The 19,177-nt window shown below is 70.3% G+C and carries 15 protein-coding genes and 1 pseudogene; 9 read left to right on the top strand and 7 right to left on the bottom strand.

Annotated elements, in window-relative coordinates; all coding sequences use genetic code 11:
- Positions 1–126 precede the first annotated feature (126 nt).
- Entirely contained in the window at positions 127–570 is a 444-nt protein-coding gene (locus tag ACFW6B_RS28525) for an RrF2 family transcriptional regulator (protein ID WP_386600261.1), read from the top strand.
- Between the two features lie 171 nt (positions 571–741).
- On the opposite strand, the gene ACFW6B_RS28520 is transcribed toward ACFW6B_RS28525, so the two are convergent.
- The gene (locus ACFW6B_RS28520) at positions 742–1,941 is read right to left on the bottom strand and encodes a globin domain-containing protein (protein WP_386600259.1); all 1,200 of its coding nucleotides are present in this window, start codon (positions 1,939–1,941) and stop codon (positions 742–744) included.
- A 330-nt stretch (positions 1,942–2,271) separates the two neighbouring features.
- On the opposite strand from ACFW6B_RS28520, the gene glnA reads away from it, so the two are divergent.
- Positions 2,272–3,633, top strand: a complete 1,362-nt coding sequence (gene glnA, locus ACFW6B_RS28515) for a type I glutamate--ammonia ligase (RefSeq protein WP_386600257.1) — start codon at positions 2,272–2,274, stop codon at positions 3,631–3,633.
- Between the two features lie 75 nt (positions 3,634–3,708).
- Here glnA and ACFW6B_RS28510 read toward each other — a convergent pair whose 3' ends face one another.
- A complete protein-coding gene (locus ACFW6B_RS28510) occupies positions 3,709–3,900 on the bottom strand; it encodes a hypothetical protein (RefSeq protein WP_386600255.1) in 192 nt (63 codons plus the stop codon).
- Positions 3,901–4,282: 382 nt separating this feature from the next.
- On the opposite strand from ACFW6B_RS28510, the gene ACFW6B_RS28505 reads away from it, so the two are divergent.
- Together ACFW6B_RS28505 and ACFW6B_RS28500 are read left to right on the top strand one after the other, a co-directional pair.
- Positions 4,283–4,792, top strand: coding sequence for a hypothetical protein (locus ACFW6B_RS28505; protein WP_386600252.1), 510 nt, complete (start codon positions 4,283–4,285; stop codon positions 4,790–4,792).
- Positions 4,793–4,954: 162 nt separating this feature from the next.
- Positions 4,955–6,193 (top strand): LPXTG cell wall anchor domain-containing protein, encoded by a 1,239-nt coding sequence (locus tag ACFW6B_RS28500; RefSeq protein ID WP_386600250.1) that lies wholly within the window; start codon positions 4,955–4,957, stop codon positions 6,191–6,193.
- A gap of 230 nt (positions 6,194–6,423) precedes the next feature.
- On the opposite strand, the gene ACFW6B_RS28495 is transcribed toward ACFW6B_RS28500, so the two are convergent.
- Positions 6,424–6,861 carry a VOC family protein gene (locus ACFW6B_RS28495; protein WP_386600248.1) on the bottom strand — a complete coding sequence of 146 codons (438 nt, stop codon included), beginning with the start codon at positions 6,859–6,861 and terminating at the stop codon, positions 6,424–6,426.
- Positions 6,862–7,009: 148 nt separating this feature from the next.
- Here ACFW6B_RS28495 and ACFW6B_RS28490 point away from each other — a divergent pair, with 148 nt between their 5' ends.
- The gene (locus ACFW6B_RS28490) at positions 7,010–10,018 is read left to right on the top strand and encodes a bifunctional [glutamine synthetase] adenylyltransferase/[glutamine synthetase]-adenylyl-L-tyrosine phosphorylase (RefSeq protein ID WP_386600245.1); all 3,009 of its coding nucleotides are present in this window, start codon (positions 7,010–7,012) and stop codon (positions 10,016–10,018) included.
- Between the two features lie 37 nt (positions 10,019–10,055).
- Here the strand turns inward: ACFW6B_RS28490 and ACFW6B_RS28485 are convergent, their stop codons facing one another.
- Both ACFW6B_RS28485 and ACFW6B_RS28480 read right to left on the bottom strand, forming a co-directional pair.
- Positions 10,056–10,913, bottom strand: a complete 858-nt coding sequence (locus ACFW6B_RS28485) for a phosphatase PAP2 family protein (RefSeq protein WP_386600243.1) — start codon at positions 10,911–10,913, stop codon at positions 10,056–10,058.
- A 142-nt stretch (positions 10,914–11,055) separates the two neighbouring features.
- Positions 11,056–12,090, bottom strand: a complete 1,035-nt coding sequence (locus ACFW6B_RS28480; RefSeq protein ID WP_386600240.1) for a LacI family DNA-binding transcriptional regulator — start codon at positions 12,088–12,090, stop codon at positions 11,056–11,058.
- A 468-nt stretch (positions 12,091–12,558) separates the two neighbouring features.
- Here ACFW6B_RS28480 and ACFW6B_RS28475 point away from each other — a divergent pair, with 468 nt between their 5' ends.
- The 4 genes from ACFW6B_RS28475 to ACFW6B_RS28460 all read left to right on the top strand — a co-directional run bounded on the left by ACFW6B_RS28475 (position 12,559) and on the right by ACFW6B_RS28460 (position 17,808).
- Complete coding sequence (locus ACFW6B_RS28475) at positions 12,559–13,836, top strand: extracellular solute-binding protein (RefSeq protein WP_386600238.1); 1,278 nt, start codon at positions 12,559–12,561, stop codon at positions 13,834–13,836.
- A gap of 135 nt (positions 13,837–13,971) precedes the next feature.
- On the top strand, positions 13,972–14,976 hold the full coding sequence (locus ACFW6B_RS28470) for a carbohydrate ABC transporter permease (RefSeq protein ID WP_386600236.1): 1,005 nt from the start codon (positions 13,972–13,974) through the stop codon (positions 14,974–14,976).
- Positions 14,977–14,989: 13 nt separating this feature from the next.
- Entirely contained in the window at positions 14,990–15,898 is a 909-nt protein-coding gene (locus tag ACFW6B_RS28465; RefSeq protein WP_386600234.1) for a sugar ABC transporter permease, read from the top strand.
- Positions 15,899–16,128: 230 nt separating this feature from the next.
- Positions 16,129–17,808, top strand: a complete 1,680-nt coding sequence (locus tag ACFW6B_RS28460) for a glycoside hydrolase family 13 protein (RefSeq protein WP_386600231.1) — start codon at positions 16,129–16,131, stop codon at positions 17,806–17,808.
- A gap of 107 nt (positions 17,809–17,915) precedes the next feature.
- On the opposite strand, the gene ACFW6B_RS28455 is transcribed toward ACFW6B_RS28460, so the two are convergent.
- Together ACFW6B_RS28455 and ACFW6B_RS28450 are read right to left on the bottom strand one after the other, a co-directional pair.
- The gene (locus tag ACFW6B_RS28455; protein WP_386600228.1) at positions 17,916–18,188 is read right to left on the bottom strand and encodes a carbohydrate-binding module family 20 domain-containing protein; all 273 of its coding nucleotides are present in this window, start codon (positions 18,186–18,188) and stop codon (positions 17,916–17,918) included.
- A 97-nt stretch (positions 18,189–18,285) separates the two neighbouring features.
- Positions 18,286–19,082 (bottom strand): annotated as a pseudogene (locus ACFW6B_RS28450) (RNA-guided endonuclease InsQ/TnpB family protein).
- Between the last annotated feature and the right edge of the window lie 95 nt (positions 19,083–19,177).

The following is a 19,177-nucleotide window of genomic DNA, read 5'->3' as shown; positions in this document are numbered from 1 at the left end:
CGATTGGCCCGGGGAGTGCACGGGATTGGCCGAAGGGGAGTGGCCGGGACCGGCCGAGGGGGAGTGGCCGGACGGGAGCCGGAAGGAAATTTGAATGCGAGATGCGCATTACATACCCTGTCGGGTATGCGGCTGCTGCGCTCCACCGACCTGGCCCTTCGCGTCCTGATGCGACTGGCCGTCGTCGGCGACTCGACGCCCACCACGCGCGAGGTGGCGGACGACATGCGGGTCCCCTACACGCACACCGCCAAGGTGGTCGCCGAACTCCAGCACCTCGGACTGCTCGACGCCCGGCGCGGCAGGGGAGGCGGGCTCACGCTCACCGAGAAGGGGCGGGGGGAGTCCGTCGGGGCGATCGTGCGGTCCTTCGAGGGCGAGGGCGACGTCGTGGAGTGCGAGGGCGACACGCCGTGCCCGCTCGTCTCGGCCTGCCGGCTGAGGGGCGCCCTGCGGCGCGCGCAGGAGGCCTTCTACGCCTCGCTGGACCCGCTGACCATCGCCGACGTCGTCGCCGGACCGACCGGGCCCGTGCTGCTGGGCATCACGAGCAGGCCGCGGCAGGACTGACGCGGGGACACCGGGCGGAGCCGGGCCGGAACCGGACCGGCGCAGCGGTGCCGGGCGAGGCCGCGGGAACCGGACCGACGTGGCAGCGCCGAGCGGGGCCCGGTGTCCACCGGGCCCCGCTCGACGTCGTACCTCCCGGCGGCGGACCGCCGCCGGATCGACTGGTCCCGGTCAGTCCTGGGCCAGCCAGAGGTCCGGTCCGAACACCTCGTAGTGGATGTCGGAGGCGGGCACGCCCTTCTCCAGGAGCTGGGTCCGTACCGCGCGCATGAAGGGCAGCGGACCGCACAGGTAGGCGTGCGTGCCGGGCCGGACGGTGACCCCGGAGAGGTCGACCAGGCCGGTCCGCTCGGCGGGGTGGCCCGGCTCGGGCCGCTCGTACCAGAAGTGCGTCTCCGCGTCGGCGAGTTCGCCCGCGAACCTCTCGTGCTCGGCGCGCAGCGCGTGCTCGGCGGGGGAGCGGTCGGCGTGCACCACGGTGACGGGCGCCTTGTGGCCCGAGACCGCGAGCTGCTCCAGCATGGCGATCATCGGGGTGACGCCGATGCCCGCCGAGGCGAGGAGGAGCGGGGCGTCCGTGTCGTCGAGGACCAGGTCGCCGTACGGCGCGGAGACCTGGAGGACGCTGCCCTCGCGGACGTGCGCGTGCAGGTGGCTGGAAACCTCGCCCTCGGGGGTCGCGCCGTTCTCGTCGGCGCCCACCCGCTTGACGCTGATCTGGCGCACCGGGGAGCCGGGCGCGCTGGAGAGGCTGTACTGGCGGATCTGGCGGGCGCCGTCGGGGAGTTCGACGCCGACGGAGACGTACTGGCCCGCGCGGAAGTTCGGCAGGGGCGCGCCGTCGGCCGGGCGGATCCGGAAGGTGGCGACGTCGGCGGTCTCCTCGACGCGCTCGGTGACGACCCAGGGGCGCAGGGAACCGTCGTCCGCGTTCTCGTCGTACAGGCGCTTCTCGATGGCGATCAGGGCGTTCGCCATGAGCCAGTAGACCTCGTCCCAGGCGGCGGCGACCTCCGCGGTGACCGCGTCGCCGAGCACCGCGACGATGGCGGCGAAGAGGTGCTCGTGCACGACCTTGTACTGCTCGGGCGCGACGCCCAGGGAGGCGTGCTTGTGGGCGATGCGGCTCAGCATCGCGTCGGGCCGCTCGTCGGGGTGCTCGACCAGGTAGGTGGCGAATCCGGCGATGGATCCCGCGAGGGCCTGGCGCTGGGTGCCCGCGGCCTGGTTGCCGCGGTTGAACAGATCGCGGAGCAGTTCGGGGTGGGCCTCGAACATCCCGGCGTAGAAACGCTCGGTGATCTCGCCGATCGCGGCGCCGACGACGGGGAGGGTCGCGCGCACCGTGGCGGCGGACTGCTCGGACAGCATCAGGGGACTCCTCAAAGCCGGGGCGGGAGCGTTGGGTTGCGCCCCTCCGTACGCGGCGCACCCTAGTAAAACTTGCATCTGAGATGCAAATTAAGACTCGGGTGACGGGTGAGTACCGGCCACCCCTTACGGGAGCGGTCCCGGCCAGGCAGGATGTGCGGTGGAGGAGGACACCTGCCGTACGCGAGGCGTTCAGGCCGAAGCCGCCCGGCCGATCATGGTCCGCAACGCGCATGAAATGGTGTTGTGGTGGGATGCTCAGGTGCGCCGATCGTCTTCCAGGCGTTTGGAGCAGGCGGCCTGACCAGCAAGGATGGGTGGAAGCGGAAGATGGACAAGCAGCAGGAGTTCGTGCTCCGGACGCTGGAGGAGCGTGACATCCGGTTCGTACGTCTGTGGTTCACGGACGTGCTCGGCTTCCTCAAGTCGGTGGCGGTGGCCCCGGCCGAGCTGGAGCAGGCCTTCGACGAGGGCATCGGCTTCGACGGCTCGGCCATCGAGGGCTTCGCCCGCGTGTACGAGTCGGACATGATCGCCAAGCCGGACCCGGGCACCTTCCAGGTGCTGCCCTGGCGAGCCGAGGCCCCCGGCACGGCCCGCATGTTCTGCGACATCCTCATGCCGGACGGCTCCCCGTCCTTCGCGGACCCGCGCTACGTCCTCAAGCGCGCCCTCGCCAAGACCTCGGACCTGGGCTTCACCTTCTACACCCACCCCGAGATCGAGTTCTTCCTGCTGAAGGACCGCCCGCTGGACGGCTCGCGGCCCACCCCGGCCGACAACTCCGGCTACTTCGACCACACCCCGCAGAACGTCGGCCAGGACTTCCGTCGCCAGGCCATCACGATGCTGGAGTCGATGGGCATCTCGGTCGAGTTCAGCCACCACGAGGGCGCCCCCGGCCAGCAGGAGATCGACCTGCGCTACGCCGACGCGCTCTCGACGGCCGACAACATCATGACCTTCCGGCTGATCATGAAGCAGGTCGCGCTGGAGCAGGGTGTCCAGGCCACCTTCATGCCGAAGCCGTTCTCGGAGTACCCGGGCAGCGGCATGCACACCCACCTCTCCCTCTTCGAGGGCGACCGCAACGCGTTCTACGAGTCCGGCGCCGAGTACCAGCTCTCCAAGGTCGGCCGTTCCTTCATCGCGGGCCTGCTCAGGCACTCCGCGGAGATCGCCGCCGTCACCAACCAGTGGGTCAACTCCTACAAGCGCATCTGGGGCGGCTCGGAGCGCACCGCGGGCGCCGGCGGCGAGGCCCCCTCGTACATCTGCTGGGGCCACAACAACCGCTCCGCCCTCGTCCGCGTGCCGATGTACAAGCCCGGCAAGACCGGCTCCGCCCGGGTGGAGGTCCGCTCCCTCGACTCCGGCGCGAACCCGTACCTCGCCTACGCGCTGCTCCTGGCCGCTGGCCTGAAGGGCATCGAGGAGGGGTACGAGCTCCCGCCGGGCGCCGACGACGACGTCTGGGCCCTCTCCGACGGCGAGCGCCGCGCCATGGGCATCGAGCCCCTCCCGCAGAACCTCGGCGAGGCCCTGTCGCTCATGCAGCGCAGCGAACTCGTCGCCGAGACCCTCGGCGAGCACGTCTTCGACTTCTTCCTGCGCAACAAGAGGGCGGAGTGGGAGGAGTACCGCTCCGAGGTCACCGCCTTCGAGCTGCGGAAGAACCTGCCGGTGCTGTAAGCCCAGGTCAGGGACGTTTTCTCTTGCCCGGCACGCGGGGCCCACGGTCGGTGACCGTGGGCCCCGCGGCCGTCTTCACCTGCCCTGGGCCGTCTGTGGGCCGTCCGCCGCGGAAACGCTGCCGTCGTACAGGCTGTCCACGGCCCGCCGGGCGCGGCCTTCACTGCTCGGCAGCAGGTGCGTGTAGACCCGGAGCGTGAAGCCGGGGTCCGTGTGCCCCAGGTAGGTACTCAGTGCCTTGACGTTCTCACCGGCGTCCAGGAGCACCGACGCGTGACGGGTTGACTGTCATGCTCACGATTGCTTCCTTCGGGATCCTCTTTCTCGCCGCCATGATCATTCGAGCGAGCCGACGCCCCGGCGCCGATCCGGTGGGCTTGGACGAGCCCCGGTCGGATCGGCACGCGTAGCCGGCTGTAGAAGCGGTTGCGCTTGATCACGGTTTTGCGGATGTCGACCGTGGTCCCGCCCTTGGCGTGACGAGGAGTTGTCGGGCGGTCGTGAGCCGGAGCACGGAGCCTGAGGCCCGGCCCGGTGCGTCATGGATTTCTGCCGCCCTGACCTGCAGCGTTCATACGGTCGCCTGTGTGTGAAACTCCACGTCACAGCAACGATGGAGGCAGGACACATGCGTGGGGTGGGAGTGGCCGTGGCCGCGATGGCGGTGACGGCGCTGACGGGTTGCGGCGGCGGTGACAGCGTCGGCGCAGCGGGCGAGCGGGCGACGACGACTGCTCGTGCGACCGAGGCGGCGGCCAAGGACGAGCTGACCGTCGATGCCGTGCAGGGTGATGTCCGGGCCGCGGCCGCGGCCGCGGGGATCGGGCGGCTGGGTTTCGCCGACACGAAGGGCGGAACCCCGTGCCGCGTGATCGGGGCCTTGCGGACTGAGGACGCGCCGAAGCGTGCGGCCGTGGACGCGGTGTCCGCCGTGATGAAAGCACGGGGCTGGGAACAGACGGAGCAGATGCAGAGCGAGGAAGGCAGCCCGGTTCGGTATCTGGTGAAGAACGGCTGGGACATGTTCCTGACCGCGGGGAAGGTCCCCGAGGGGGCGGGGATCGTGTTCGACGCGTCGGGAGAAGCGTGCGGGGTGCCCATGCCGTCGCGGCCCGCAGCCTCCGACATCGCGCCTCCTGAGCCGCCCGTCCTGCCTTGAGCGCAGCCACCCTCTGTCCCTTCGCGTTCGGGCGGTCCCGGGGCGGTGCACCCCTCTCGTCGAACCGCCGTACAACCCTCGGCGCGTTCCATGTGTCCTGTACATGGCCGGATGGTGAAGCTCCGGCCGGTGTTCCGCATGCTTCGACGAGGAGACCCCACCGTGCGCCTGCACAACCGTCCGTCGTACCTCCGCAAGTCGGCGGCCTTCGTGGCCGCTGCCGCCGCAGTCGTGGCCGTTCCCGGGTTCGCCGGTTCTCCGGCGTACGCCGATCCGGGCGCGCCCTCCCTGGAGGTCTCGACGCTGCCGACCGCGTCCCCCGAGCCGGGCGAGGTGTACGACAAGAAGGTCGTCGTCACCAACAAGGGCACCGCGGCCGCGGACGGTTTCACCTTCCGGGTCCGGCTGACCCGCGGGCTCGACTTCCCCGAGCAGGTGCAGGGCTGCACCTACTCGACCGTCGCGGACCAGGTCAGGCAGGCCCTCTGCGAGATCGACACCGTCATCGCGCCCGGTGCCTCGGTCGAGACGCCCATGCGGTTCAAGGCGCTGCCCAAGGCACTGATGGAGGCGGTCGAGTACGGCACCTCGGCCACCGGCGCGGCTCCGGGCGAGGGGTTCGACGAGAGCTACCGGCGGCTGACCCTGACCGCCGACAGCTCGGCCGACCTCGTCGCCGAAGGTGACGAGATCGATGTCCTCCCGGGCAGCGGGCCGTTCATCCACCTGGAGCTCCGCAACGACGGGCCCGGCTGGATCCAGAACCAGACGGGCGACGACCAGCCGGCGCTCATGGTGCGGATACCCAAGGGCATGACCGCCACCCAGGTCCCCGAGGACTGCGCGCCGTTCGGGATCGACGGCCCGAACGCGCCCCAGGGCACGCCGGGCAGGGCCGTCTACGTCTGCTGGCCCGACGACCGCACCATCGAGGTCGGCCAGACCCTCAAGTACGCCTTCAAGCTGGACGTCCCGAAGGACGCGAAGACCGCCGAGGGCCAGGCGAAGGTGACCTCCGTCTACGACATCCACCCGGCCTTCGACAAGAACCCGGCCAACGACACGGACAGGATCCGTGTCGTGATCCCCAGCGACACCCAGGAGGACCCCTCCCCGTCGCCGTCCGCCCCCTCTCCGAGCGCCTCCACCGGCGGCAACGACCCCGAGGGCCAGTCCACCGGAGGATCCGGCTCCACCGGAGGATCCGGCTCCTCGGGCGGTACGGGTGGTACGGGCTCCACGAGCGGCGGTTCCACCACCGGTGCCGCCGACGGCAGCCTGGCGAGCACCGGATCCGACGGCACCCAGGTCCTCGCCGCCGCAGCGGCCGCCACGGCCGTCCTCGGCGGCGGTCTGGTCCTGGCCGTCCGCCGTCGTCGCGCGGGCGCCGAGTCCTCCTGACGACGTCCCGTCAAAGGCCGCGGTCCTGACGACTCCCCGCCCCTGGTACCGGAAGCCGGAGGCGACCGGCCGGTCCGGTCCCAGGGGCACGGGGTCGTCCACGCGGCATGCGCACGGAGACGTACGGAGACGTACGGAGGGTTCCCGGCCCCGTGGCGCGCGTACGCCGGGGAACGCCCGAGAGCGGCACTTCGGAGGCCGACGGGACGAAGAGTGGCGGACCGCTGCCGTCAGCGGTCGCGGGCCAGTCGGCCCAGCACCTGGTGCAGCGGCTCGGTCGCCCGTCGGCGGTACTCCTGGATCGCCCACCCGTTCCCGTCCGGGTCCTTGAAGTACATGAAGGTGGCCCCGTCCTGCGGGGCGAAGGCGACCGGCTCGCTGACGTCGAGACCGCGGGCGGTCAGTTCCTTGTGCGCCGCCGCGGCGTCCTCCACGCACAGCTGCATCCCGTGGTACGTCCCCGGTCGCGGCGTCCCCGTCGGGACCTGGAGCCCGTCGACCAGCGCGATCGAACACCCGGACCCCGGCGGAGTCAGCTGCACGATCCGCACCCCTTCCATCACCTCGCCGTCCAGGTCGACATGGAAGCCGACCTTGTCCCGGTAGAACTCCTTGGCCCGGTCCACGTCGGACACCGGCAGCAGGATCACCTCGAGCGTCATGTCCACGGTTCGACTCCCTCGTCGTACGGCCAACGGCTCTGTCCACACAAGCCCAGACCCGTGCGGGGCGCCACCCTGGGGACCGGGGTTACGCTCGCTGAGCACGACCTTGATCCGATGGTCCGTGCGCATCCGATCCGACAGGAGGCCGGGGATGACGGCGCCGGGGCGCAGGAGCAGTACCTTCACACGGCTGCTGCGGCACGGCTTCACCGATCCGTCGGCGGCCGAGGGGCTCCTGGAGGGGCCCGAACTGGCACCCGTGCGGTCCGACCCGGTCCTCCTGGACGCGCTGGGCGCCACCGCCGACCCCGACCTCGCCCTGCTCGGACTCGTCCGGCTCGTCGAGGCGCAGGACGGGCCGCTGGCCCAGCGGGAACTCCTCGACACGCTGATCGCGGCCAAGCCGCTGCGTGACCGGCTGCTCGGGGTGCTCGGAGCCTCCGCCGCGCTCGGCGACCACCTGGCCCGGCACCCGAACGACTGGCAGGCCCTCGTCACCTACGAGGCGCGGGACCTGCACCCCGGGGTCCCGGAGTTCGAACGGGGACTGGCGGACGCCACGGACCCCGTCTCGCTGCGCGTCTCCTACCGCCGCTGCCTGCTGTCCATCGCCGCACGCGACGTGTGCGGCACCACCGACCTCGCCCAGACCGCCGCCGAACTCGCCGACCTCGCCACCGCGACCCTGCGCGCCGCGCTCGCCGTCGCGGAGGCCGCCGCGCCCGACGACGCCGCGCTGTGCAGGCTCGCCGTCATCGCGATGGGCAAGTGCGGGGGCCACGAGCTGAACTACGTGTCCGACGTCGACGTCATCTTCGTCGGGGAGAGCGCGGAGGGGACCGACGAGGGGAAGGCCCTGCAGGCGGCCACCCGGCTCGCCTCGCACATGATGCGGATCTGCTCGGAGACCACCGTCGAGGGCAGCATCTGGCCGGTCGACGCCAATCTGCGCCCCGAGGGACGCAACGGCCCCCTGGTGCGCACGCTCAGCAGCCATCTCGCCTACTACCAGCGGTGGGCCAAGACCTGGGAGTTCCAGGCGCTGCTCAAGGCCCGCCCGGTGGCCGGGGACCCGGCGCTGGGCGAGGAGTACGTCGCCACCCTGGCCCCGCTAGTGTGGCAGGCCGCCGAGCGGGAGAACTTCGTCGCCGACGTGCAGAAGATGCGGCGCCGGGTCGTGGAGAACATTCCGGCCGCCGAGATCGAACGGGAGCTGAAGCTCGGACCCGGAGGACTGCGGGACGTCGAGTTCGCCGTACAGCTCCTGCAACTGGTGCACGGCCGGGCCGACACGACCCTGCGCAGCGGCACCACCCTGGACGCCCTGAAGGCCCTCGCCGCGGGCGGGTACGTGGGGCGCGCCGACGCCGTGCAGCTCGACGACGCCTACCGCTTCCTGCGGTCGATGGAGCACCGCATCCAGCTCTTCCGGCTGCGGCGCACCCATCTGGTGCCGACGGACGAGGCCGATCTGCGGCGGATCGGACGGTCGCTCGGGCTGCGCGCCGACCCGGCCGTCGAACTGAACCGGGAGTGGAAGCGGCACACGGCCATGGTGCGGCGGCTGCACGAGAAGCTGTTCTACCGGCCGCTGCTCGACGCCGTCGCCCAGCTCGCCCCGGGTGAGAGCAGGCTGAGCCCGGACGCGGCCAGGGAACGCCTCGTCGCACTCGGGTACGCCGATCCGGCGGCCGCCATGCGCCACCTGGAGGCGCTGGCCTCCGGGGTCAGCCGCAAGGCCGCCATCCAGCGGACCCTGCTCCCGGTGCTGCTCGGCTGGTTCGCGGACTCCGCCGACCCCGACGCCGGACTGCTCAACTTCCGCAAGGTCTCGGACGCGCTCGGCAGGACCCCCTGGTACCTGCGGCTGCTCAGGGACGAGGGCGCCGCCGCCGAGAACCTCGCGCGGGTGCTCTCGGCGGGCCGGCTCGCCCCCGACCTGCTGATGCGGGCGCCGGAGGCGGTGGCCCTGCTGGGCGACGGCGAGAGCGGCGGCCTCGAACCGCGCGGCCGGGCCCAGATGGAGCAGGAGATGCTCGCCGCGGTGGGGCGGGCCGACGACGGCGGGCAGGCCGTGACCGTCGTGCGCGGTGTCCGGCGCCGGGAGCTGTTCCGCATCGCCGCGACGGACATCGTCGCCAGTTACGGGACCGAGGAGACGCCGGCCGTCGCCGATCAGGGGGCGCTGGTCGACCTCGTCGGCGGAGCGGTCTCGGACCTGACGGCGGCGACGCTCGCGGGCACCCTGCGGGCCGTGGTGCGCGACGGCTGGGGCGACACCCTGCCCACCCGGTTCGCGGTGATCGGGATGGGCCGCTTCGGCGGCCACGAGCTCGGCTACGGCTCCGACGCGGACGTGCTCTTCGTGCACGAGCCCCGCGAGGGCGTGGACGAGCAGGAGGCGGCCCGGGCCGCGAACGCCGTGGTGTCCGAGATGCGGCGGCTGCTCCAGGTCCCCAGCGCCGATCCGCCGCTGCTGATCGACGCGGACCTGCGGCCGGAGGGGAAGTCCGGGCCGCTGGTGCGGACCCTGAAGTCGTACGAGGCGTACTACCGGCGCTGGTCGCTGGTCTGGGAGTCGCAGGCGCTGCTGCGGGCGGAGGCGGTGGCCGGGGACACGGACCTGGGGAGCCGGTTCGTCGAGCTGATCGACCCGCTCAGGTACCCGGCGGAGGGCCTCGGCGAGGAGGCCGTGCGGGAGATCCGGCGGCTGAAGGCCCGGATGGAGTCGGAGCGCATGCCGCGCGGTGCCGACCCCACGCTGCACACCAAGCTGGGGCGCGGCGGGCTCTCCGACGTGGAGTGGACGGTCCAGCTGATGCAGCTCAGGCACGGCTGGGCCGAGCCGGGCCTCAGGACGACCCGGACCCGTCGGGCGCTGGCGGCGGCGTGCGCGGCGGAGCTGCTGTCCACGGAGGACGCGGCGACCCTGGACGAGGCCTGGGTGCTGGCCACCCGGGTGCGCAACGCCGTGATGCTCGTACGGGGCAGGGCCGGCGACACCTTCCCCTCGGACGGACGGGAGCTGGCCGCCGTGGGCCGCTACCTCGGGTACGACCCGGGGCACGTCGGAGACATGCTCGACGACTACCGGCGCACCACCCGGCGGGCCCGGGCCGTGGTGGACGAACTGTTCTACGGCGCCCCCGGCGGTCACTGAACGTGACGCCCGGCGTCCTCGTGACGCCCGGTGTCCTTCAGGTCTTCATCCGCAGGACCGGTGCCCCGCGCGTCTCCGGCACCCGCTGCGGCAGCGCGTACGGCAGCGCGCCGTACCACAGGCGTGCCACGAGGAAGCCGAAGAGGACGCAGAGCAGACCGCCCACCGCGTCCAGCCAGAAGTGGTTGGCGGTGGCGACGATGACCACCAGGGTGGCCACCGGGTAGAGGACGCCGAGGACGCGCGCCCACGGGGCCCTGGCCAGGGCGAAGACGGTCAGCCCGCACCACAGGGACCAGCCGATGTGCATGGACGGCATCGCCGCGTACTGGTTGGACATGTGCTTCAGATCGCCGGAGGCCATCGAGCCCCAGGTCTGGTGGAGCATGACCGTGTCGACGAAGGTGCTGCCGGTCATCAGACGGGGTGGCGCGAGCGGGTAGAGGTAGTAACCGACGAGAGCCACCACCGTGGTGGCGAAGAGCGCGAGACGGGCCGCCGCGTAGCGGCCGGGATGACAGCGGTACAGCCAGACCAGAACACTCAGCGTCACCACGAAGTGCAAGGTCGCGTAGTAGTAGTTCATCGCGACGATCAGCCATCCGACCGAGTTCACCGCGCGGTTGACCGATGCCTCGACGGCGAGACCGAGGTCGTGCTCCACGCGCCAGATCCAGTCCGCGTTGCGGAGCGCCTCGTGCCGCTGCTCCGGAACGGCGTTGCGGATCAGCGAGTACGTCCAGTAACTCACGGCGATGAGCAGGACCTCGAACCAGAGGCGGGGGTGACGCGGGGTCCGCATGCGGCGCAGGAGCGCGTTCCCCGCCTTTCCCTCCGCGACGGGCCGTGGAGTGGCCTGACGGCCTTCCAGTGACGACACGGTCGTATCACCCATAGGTGCAGAGTCTGCCAGAAAAGGCTTCCCCCACCGATGATCCTAGGGTCGGGTCACGGTCGCACTTTCTACGCCTGTGAGAGGGCTTCGCCGCCCTTTGTCCTCCTGCCCGGGGATGATCCCGGCCCCCTCGTCCTCCTGCTCAGGGACGATTCCGGTCCCCGGGGGCGGAAGCGGTCGAACCGCGCACCACGAGTTCGGGCATGAACACGAACTCGCTGTGCGGCGCGGGCGTCCCGCCGATCTCCTCCAGCAGCGTGCGCACCGCGGCCTGGCCCATCGCGGGCACCGGCTTGCGGACCGTGGTGAGCGGCGGGTCGGTGAAGGCGATGAGCGGGGAGTCGTCGAACCCCACGACCGAGATGTCCGTGGGGACCTCCAGGCCGCGCTGGCGTGCCGCCCGTATCGCGCCGAGCGCCATCATGTCGCTGGCGCAGACGATCGCCGTGCAGCCGCGGTCCATGAGGGCGCTCGCGGCGGCCTGACCGCCCTCCAGCGTGTACAGGGAGTGCTGGATCAGTCGCTCCTCGACGTCCGCGGGGTTCAGGCCGAACTGCTCCTGCATCGCGCGCGTGAAGCCCTCGATCTTGCGCTGCACCGGCACGAACCGCTTCGGTCCGAGGGCGAGCCCGATGCCGGTGTGCCCGAGCGAGGCGAGGTGGGTGACCGCGAGGGCCATCGCGGCGCGGTCGTCCGGTGAGATGAACGGCGCCTGCACCTTGGGCGAAAAGCCGTCGACCAGGACGAAGGGGACACCTCGGCCCCGCAGTTGCTCGTACCGCTGCATGTCGGCCGAGGTGTCGGCGTGCAGTCCGGAGACGAAGATGATGCCGGCGACCCCGCGGTCGACCAGCATCTCGGTCAGCTCGTCCTCGGTGGAGCCGCCCGGGGTCTGGGTCGCGAGCACCGGGGTGTAGCCCTGGCGTGTCAGGGCCTGCCCGATCACCTGCGCGAGGGCAGGGAATATCGGGTTCTCCAGCTCGGGGGTTATGAGGCCCACCAGGCCCTCGCTGCGCTGCCGCAGACGCACCGGGCGCTCGTAGCCCAGCACGTCGAGGGCCGCCAGGACGGACTGGCGCGTGGTCGCGGCGACGCCCGGCTTCCCGTTCAGGACGCGACTGACGGTCGCCTCACTGACCCCCGCCTGGGCTGCGATGTCGGCAAGCCGTGTGGTCACGGGATTGGACTGTACCGGCCGTATCTCACCCTGCCCACCAACCAGACGCCGTGTACGGGCGGTTGCTCGGCCCGTTCCGGGCTGCTGAGTCATCGCGCTCCCTCGTGTTCTGGTCGGCTCGGTGTCCCGTGCGTGTGCCGCGCGGGAAAGGGTGGCTCCTGCAAGGCACTGACGGCCGATGATCCCCGTATGCGACACGCGTGGCAAGAGCTTGCAGAGTCTTGCACAGACGTCCGCATGTCTGCTGAGAGGCCTGGTGGAGGGGTTTCGGTACGGCTGCCGCGAGGTCACGGGCGCATAACTGATGTCAGCTCTTTCACTTTTTTGCTGCAAGGTCTTTCGCGCCGCTTACATGGCTGTTACGTTCCAGTCGCCCGGCGGACGCAACGGCGCAGTCGGCAAGTCGGCAAGGGGACCGGGCGGGACCGGTTCCCCACCTACTCGGGCTTTCACCCTCAAGGAGAACTCATGCGGCGTGGCATAGCGGCCAGTGCGCTGGTGGCGTCTTTCGCCCTCGCGGCGACGGCCTGCGGCGGCAGCGGCAGTGACAGCAGCGACAAGGCCAGTGGCCCGGTCACCATCACGTGGTGGGACACGTCCAACGCCACCAATGAGGCGCCGACGTACAAGGCCTTGGTGAAGGAGTTCGAGGCCGCCAACAAGGACATCAAGGTCAAGTACGTCAACGTCCCCTTCGACCAGGCGCAGAACAAGTTCGACACCGCCGCCGGTTCCAAGGGTGCCCCGGACGTCCTGCGCTCCGAGGTCGGCTGGACCCCGGCCTTCTCGAAGAAGAGCTACCTCCTGCCGCTCGACGGCACGGCGGCCCTCGCGGACCAGGCGAAGTTCCAGCCCAGCCTGATCGAGCAGGCCAAGTACGAGGGCAAGACGTACGGCGTGCCGTTCGTCACCGACACCCTCGCGCTCGTCTACAACAAGGCGCTGTACAAGAAGGCCGGCATCACCGAGGCCCCCAAGACCTGGGCCGACCTGAAGAAGAACGCGGCCACCATCAAGGCCAAGACCGGCGTCGACGGCTACTGGGGCTCGACCCAGGCCTACTACGCCCAGTCCTTCCTGTACGGCGAGGGCACCAACACGGTCGACGCCGCCGCCAAGAAGATCACGGTGAACTCGCCCGAGGCCAAGAAGGCGTTCAGCACCTGGCAGGGTCTGTTCTCCGGCAAGGGCCTGCACAAGGCGGACACCACCGCCGACGCGTACGCCCACATCCAGGACGCCTTCGTCAACGGCAAGGTCGCCACGATCATCCAGGGCCCGTGGGAGATCACCAACTTCTACAAGGGCTCGGCCTTCGCGGACAAGGCGAACCTCGGTATCGCCACCGTCCCGGCCGGCTCCAGCGGCAAGGCGGGCGCCCCGACCGGCGGCCACAACCTCTCCGTGTACGCGGGTTCGGACAAGGCCCACCAGGAGGCCTCGCTGAAGTTCGTCAACTTCATGACGTCGGCGAAGTCCCAGGCCACCATCGCGCTGAAGAACTCCACGCTGCCCACGCGTGACGACGCCTACACCGCCGAGGTCAAGGCCAACCCGGGCATCGCCGGCTACCAGGGCGTCCTCCCCGCCGCCCAGCCGCGCCCGGCGCTGCCCGAGTACGGCTCCCTGTGGGGCCCGCTCGACACCGAGCTGCCCAAGATCGCGGGTGGCAAGGTGTCCCTGGACAAGGGCCTGAGCAACGCCGAACTGGCGATCGCGAAGCTGGTCCCGGACTTCAGCAAGTGAGCCCGTGTGGCCGCCGGATCCTCCCCCCGGCCCGACCTCGGTCGGGCCGGGGGGACCCCCGAGGAACGGGGGAACGGAACCGGCGGCCACCGGCTGTGTGCGCCCGAATCCTGATCTTGCAGAAGGTGTCGAACCATGACAGTCGCCATCGATCGTGCGACCGGCAAAAGCCGCGGTGACCGAGCACCGCGCCCTGGCCGGATGCAGCGTCTGAAGCACTCGTACCAGAAGTACTGGTACGCGTACGCGATGATCGCCCCGGTCGTCGTCGTACTCGGCGGGTTGGTGCTCTACCCCCTGGTACAGGGCCTCTATCTGACGTTCACGGACGCCAACAGCCTCAACTCGGCCCGCACGATCGGCGTCAACCACATCGACGCCACCTACAAGTTCATCGGCCTGGACAACTACAAGGACATCCTGTGGGGTCCGACGGCCTACGACCGCTTCTGGTCGCACTTCATCTGGACCATCGCCTGGACCGCGATCTGCGTCGCCCTGCACTACTTCATCGGCCTGGGCCTCGCGCTGCTGCTCAACCAGAAGCTGCGCGGCCGGACGTTCTACCGGCTGGTCCTGGTGCTGCCCTGGGCCGTGCCGACCTTCGTCACCGTCTTCGGCTGGCGCTTCATGCTCGCCGACGGCGGCATCATCAACTCCATGCTCGACGCGGTGCACCTGCCCTCGCCCCTGTGGCTGGAGGACACCTTCTGGCAGCGCTTCGCCGCCATCATGGTCAACACCTGGTGCGGTGTGCCGTTCATGATGGTCTCGCTGCTCGGCGGACTGCAGTCCATCGACGCGACGCTGTACGAGGCCGCCGAGATGGACGGCGCGAACAAGTGGCAGCAGTTCCGCTTCGTGACCCTGCCGGGTCTCAGGTCGGTCAGCTCCACCGTCGTGCTCCTCGGCATCATCTGGACCTTCAACCAGTTCGCGGTGATCTTCCTGCTGTTCGGCGACACCGCCCCGGACGCGCAGATCCTCGTCACCTGGGCCTACTACCTCGGCTTCGGACAGCAGCCGCGTGACTTCGCCCAGTCGGCCGCCTACGGCATGCTGCTGCTGGCCATCCTGATCGTCTTCACCTCCTTCTACCGCCGCTGGCTGAACCGCAACGACCAGCAGCTCGCGATCTGAGGCGGGAGTCTCCATGAGTACCACCACACTGCAGACGCCTCCGGCCGACCAGGTCACCAGGTCCGCCGAGCCGCCCCGCCCCGCACGCAAGCGCGGGAAGCGCAGCCTCGTCGGCTCGCTCGCCTCCCACGGCCTGCTGACCGTCGCGTGCCTGGTCGCGCTGTTCCCGATCGCCTGGCTCGTCTTCCTGTCCCTCGGACCGGGCCAGGACGACTACCTGCACCCCGGACGCATCTGGGGCACGATGACGTTCGACAACTACTCCTTCGTGCTCCAGCACACGAACTTCTTCGAGTGGCTGAAGAGCTCGCTCATCGTGTCGCTCGGCACCACGGTCGTCGGCGTGATGGTCGCGGCCACCACCGGCTACGCGGTCTCGCGCATGCGCTTCCCCGGCTACAAGAAGTTCATGTGGGTCCTGCTGGTCACCCAGATGTTCCCGATCGCCGTGCTGATCGTGCCGATGTACCAGATCCTCTCGGACCTGCAGCTCGTCGACACCTACGGCGGCCTGATCCTCGTCTACTGCTCGACGGCGGTGCCCTACAGCGCCTGGCTGCTCAAGGGCTACTTCGACACCATCCCGTTCGAGATCGACGAGGCCGGCCGGGTCGACGGACTGAGCCCCTTCGGCACCTTCTTCCGGCTGATCCTGCCGCTCGCCAAGCCGGGTCTCGCGGTGGCCGCGTTCTACAATTTCATCACCGCGTTCGGTGAGGTCGCCTTCGCCTCGACGTTCATGCTGGACGACACGAAGTACACCTTCGCCGTCGGCCTCCAGAGCTTCGTCAGCGAGCACGACGCGCAGCGCAACCTGATGGCGGCCACCGCCGTGCTGATCGCGATACCCGTCTCCGCCTTCTTCTACCTCGTGCAGAAGAACCTGGTGACCGGACTCACCGCGGGCGGCACGAAGGGCTGATCCGCGAGGACGCCCCCGAAACGCCCAGACTCCCGCGCGCTCCTCGCGCGCGGGTGGCGGCCGCGGTGCCCATCCGACCCCGCCGGTACCGCGGCCGCCTCATCCCCCGCCTCGACACCTCCCGCCCCACGCTCCCGCCTCGCGTGAGCAGGGGTCTGCCCCCACAGCCGAATTCCTCCCCGTGCCCGGCCGCACCCGGACCCGGGGACCCTCATCGCATCAAGGACGCCATGAGCCAGCACACCGCCGACCAGGCCCCGAACTCCGTTCTCGCCACAGTCGCCGCGCATCGCGACTGGTGGCGCGACGCGGTGATCTACCAGGTCTACCCGCGCAGCTTCGCCGACAGCAACGGCGACGGCATGGGCGACCTGGAGGGCGTACGTTCCCGACTCCCGTACCTGCGCGACCTCGGCGTGGACGCCGTGTGGCTCAGTCCCTTCTACGCCTCGCCGCAGGCCGACGCCGGCTACGACGTGGCGGACTACCGGGCCGTCGACCCGATGTTCGGCAACCTGCTGGACGCCGACGCGCTGATCCGCGACGCCCACGGCCTCGGGCTGCGGATCATCGTCGACCTCGTGCCCAACCACTCCTCCGACCAGCACGAGTGGTTCAAGCGCGCGCTGCGCGAGGGCCCCGGCTCCGACCTGCGCGACCGCTACCACTTCCGCCCCGGCAAGGGCGAGAACGGCGAGCTGCCGCCCAACGACTGGGAGTCCATCTTCGGCGGCCCGGCCTGGACCCGGGTCACCGAGCCCGACGGCACCGCCGGCGAGTGGTACCTGCACCTGTTCGCGCCCGAGCAGCCCGACTTCAACTGGGAGCACCCGGCCGTCGGCGACGAGTTCCGTTCGATCCTGCGGTTCTGGCTGGACATGGGCGTCGACGGCTTCCGCATCGACGTCGCGCACGGCATGGTCAAGGCCGAGGGCCTGCCGGACCTCGGCGACCGCGACCAGCTGAAACTGCTGGGCAACGATGTCATGCCGTTCTTCGACCAGGACGGCGTGCACGAGATCTACCGGCAGTGGCGCACGATCCTCGACGAGTACTCGGGCGAGCGCATCTTCGTCGCCGAGGCGTGGACGCCCACCGTCGAGCGCACCGCGAACTACGTGCGCCCCGACGAACTGCACCAGGCCTTCAACTTCCAGTACCTGGGCTCCCACTGGGACGCGGAAGAGCTGCGCGCGGTGATCGACCGCACGCTCGACGCGATGCGTCCGGTCGGTGCCCCCTCCACCTGGGTGCTGTCCAACCACGACGTGACCCGGCACGCCACCCGCTTCGCCAACGAGGCCGGCCTCGGCACCCAGATCCGCACCGCGGGCGACCGGGAGCTGGGCCTGCGCCGGGCCCGCGCGGCGAGCCTGCTGATGCTGGCCCTGCCCGGCTCCGCCTACGTCTACCAGGGCGAGGAGCTCGGCCTGCCCGACGTCGTCGACCTGCCGGACGAGGCGCGCCAGGACCCGGCCTTCTTCCGGGGCGCCGGACAGGACGGCTTCCGCGACGGCTGCCGGGTGCCGATCCCGTGGACCCGCACCGGCTCGTCGTACGGCTTCGGCGACGGCGGCAGCTGGCTGCCGCAGCCGGCCGAGTGGGCCGGGCTGAGCGTCGAGGCGCAGACCGGCGTCGCCGGCTCCACCCTGGAGCTGTACCGCGACGCGCTGGCCGTCCGGCGTGAGCGCGCGGACCTCGGCGCGGGCGACTCCGTCACCTGGCTGACCGCTCCGGAGGGTGTCCTCGCCTTCCGCCGCGGCGACTTCGTCTGCACCGCGAACACCGGCTCGAAGTCGGTGACCGTCCCTGCCCACGGCCGGGTGCTCGTCGCCAGCGGCGAGGTGACCGTGTCGAAGGACGGACAGGCGAAGCTGCCCGCCGACACCACCGTGTGGTGGGCCGTCTGACCCACGCGTGACCTGACCCGCGCGTGAGACGACCCGCGCGGAAGCGGTGCTCCGGTCCTGACCACCGGATCTCCGCTTCCGCGCGGGCCTTTTCGTTCCCGGAGTCCCTACTGCCAGGTGTCGCTCACGGAGTACCCGGAGCCCGAGCCGGTGGTGTAGGCGCGGTTGCCCCCGGACTCCCAGGCCACCGCGCCCGAGGCGTCCTTCTTGATGTACTTGCAGGTGAACGAGGCCGACTTGGGAACGATCGCCATCCGGCCCCAGTACGGGTACGACGCCGCGGACAGCCTGCCGCCCTTGCCGCGGAGCGAGTGGCCATTGCGCCAGTGCCGCGATTGGTGACGAATATGTTGGAATCCGCTTTGCCAGTCGAACTCCAACTACGCCTGTAATTTGTGTGGTTCGCAGTGCTGGACCTGTTGACTTGCTCCTCGGGCTGGCGCTCGGGGATTCTGGCCTTCTCGTCTGTGGCCGTGCCTAAGCGGCAGAGGGTTCGCAAGAGATTCCGTGGCTTCCTGTTTCCTCGCACCGTGCCGGGATTGCTCCTGGTCTTACCGGCGCTCCGCAGGCTGTCACCGCCAGTCCGGCGGCCGTCTTCACGTTCTTCGCGGCGTTGTGGTCCCGGTCGTGAGTGGTGCCGCAGGTGGTGCACGTCCATTCCCTGATGTGCAGGGGCTTGGGACCGTTCTGGTGCGCCCGTACCGGACCGCCTTGTACTCCGGCATGCCCACGAAGGCTGACCAGCCGGCGTCGTCGATAGCCGGGTCGGTCTCGACGACGAAGGAGGCGAAGTGCCGTCCGGCCGCATCTCTGACCACGGTGACCGATGAGGGCTGCGCGGGCAGGGTGCGCGACCACTTCACCTTCACCGCGCCGATCTTGGGAAGGTTCAGCCTCCCGGAAGTGGTGACCGACCAGCGGGCGTTGGCGGTGAAGCGGATCGACTGCCGATTTTCCTTGCGGGACTTGAATCGAGGCGCTCCGGTCCTGGCGCCTTTGCGTTCGCCCTTGAGGGACGCGAAGAAGTTCTTGTACGCGGCCTCGGCGTCGCGCAGCGACTGCTGAAGGACCACACTGGACACCTCGCCCAGTCAGGCACGCTCAGCCGTCGTCTTCGCCTGGGTGATCAGATCCTTCGACAGCTGCCCGGCGGTGGGAAAAGGCAGCCCGGCCGCGCGGACCGCCTCCCGGGCGCGCACCGCGTCGTTGAACACCACCCGGGCGCACCCGAAAGCCTTCGCCGGCGCGATGCGTTGGCCGGGGTCCGGGTACAGGTCGGGTAGCCGGGATGCATTACTGCATCCCGGCCCCCTCAGAACCGTGCGTGCACCTTTCAATGCACACGGCTCAAGCTCGCCCCATGGGCCAG

Source organism: Streptomyces sp. NPDC058751 (genome assembly GCF_042746485.1).
GTDB lineage: Bacteria > Actinomycetota > Actinomycetes > Streptomycetales > Streptomycetaceae > Streptomyces.
The sequence above is the reverse complement of the archived record's forward strand: the minus strand, read 5'-3'. Positions and strand labels throughout refer to the sequence as shown.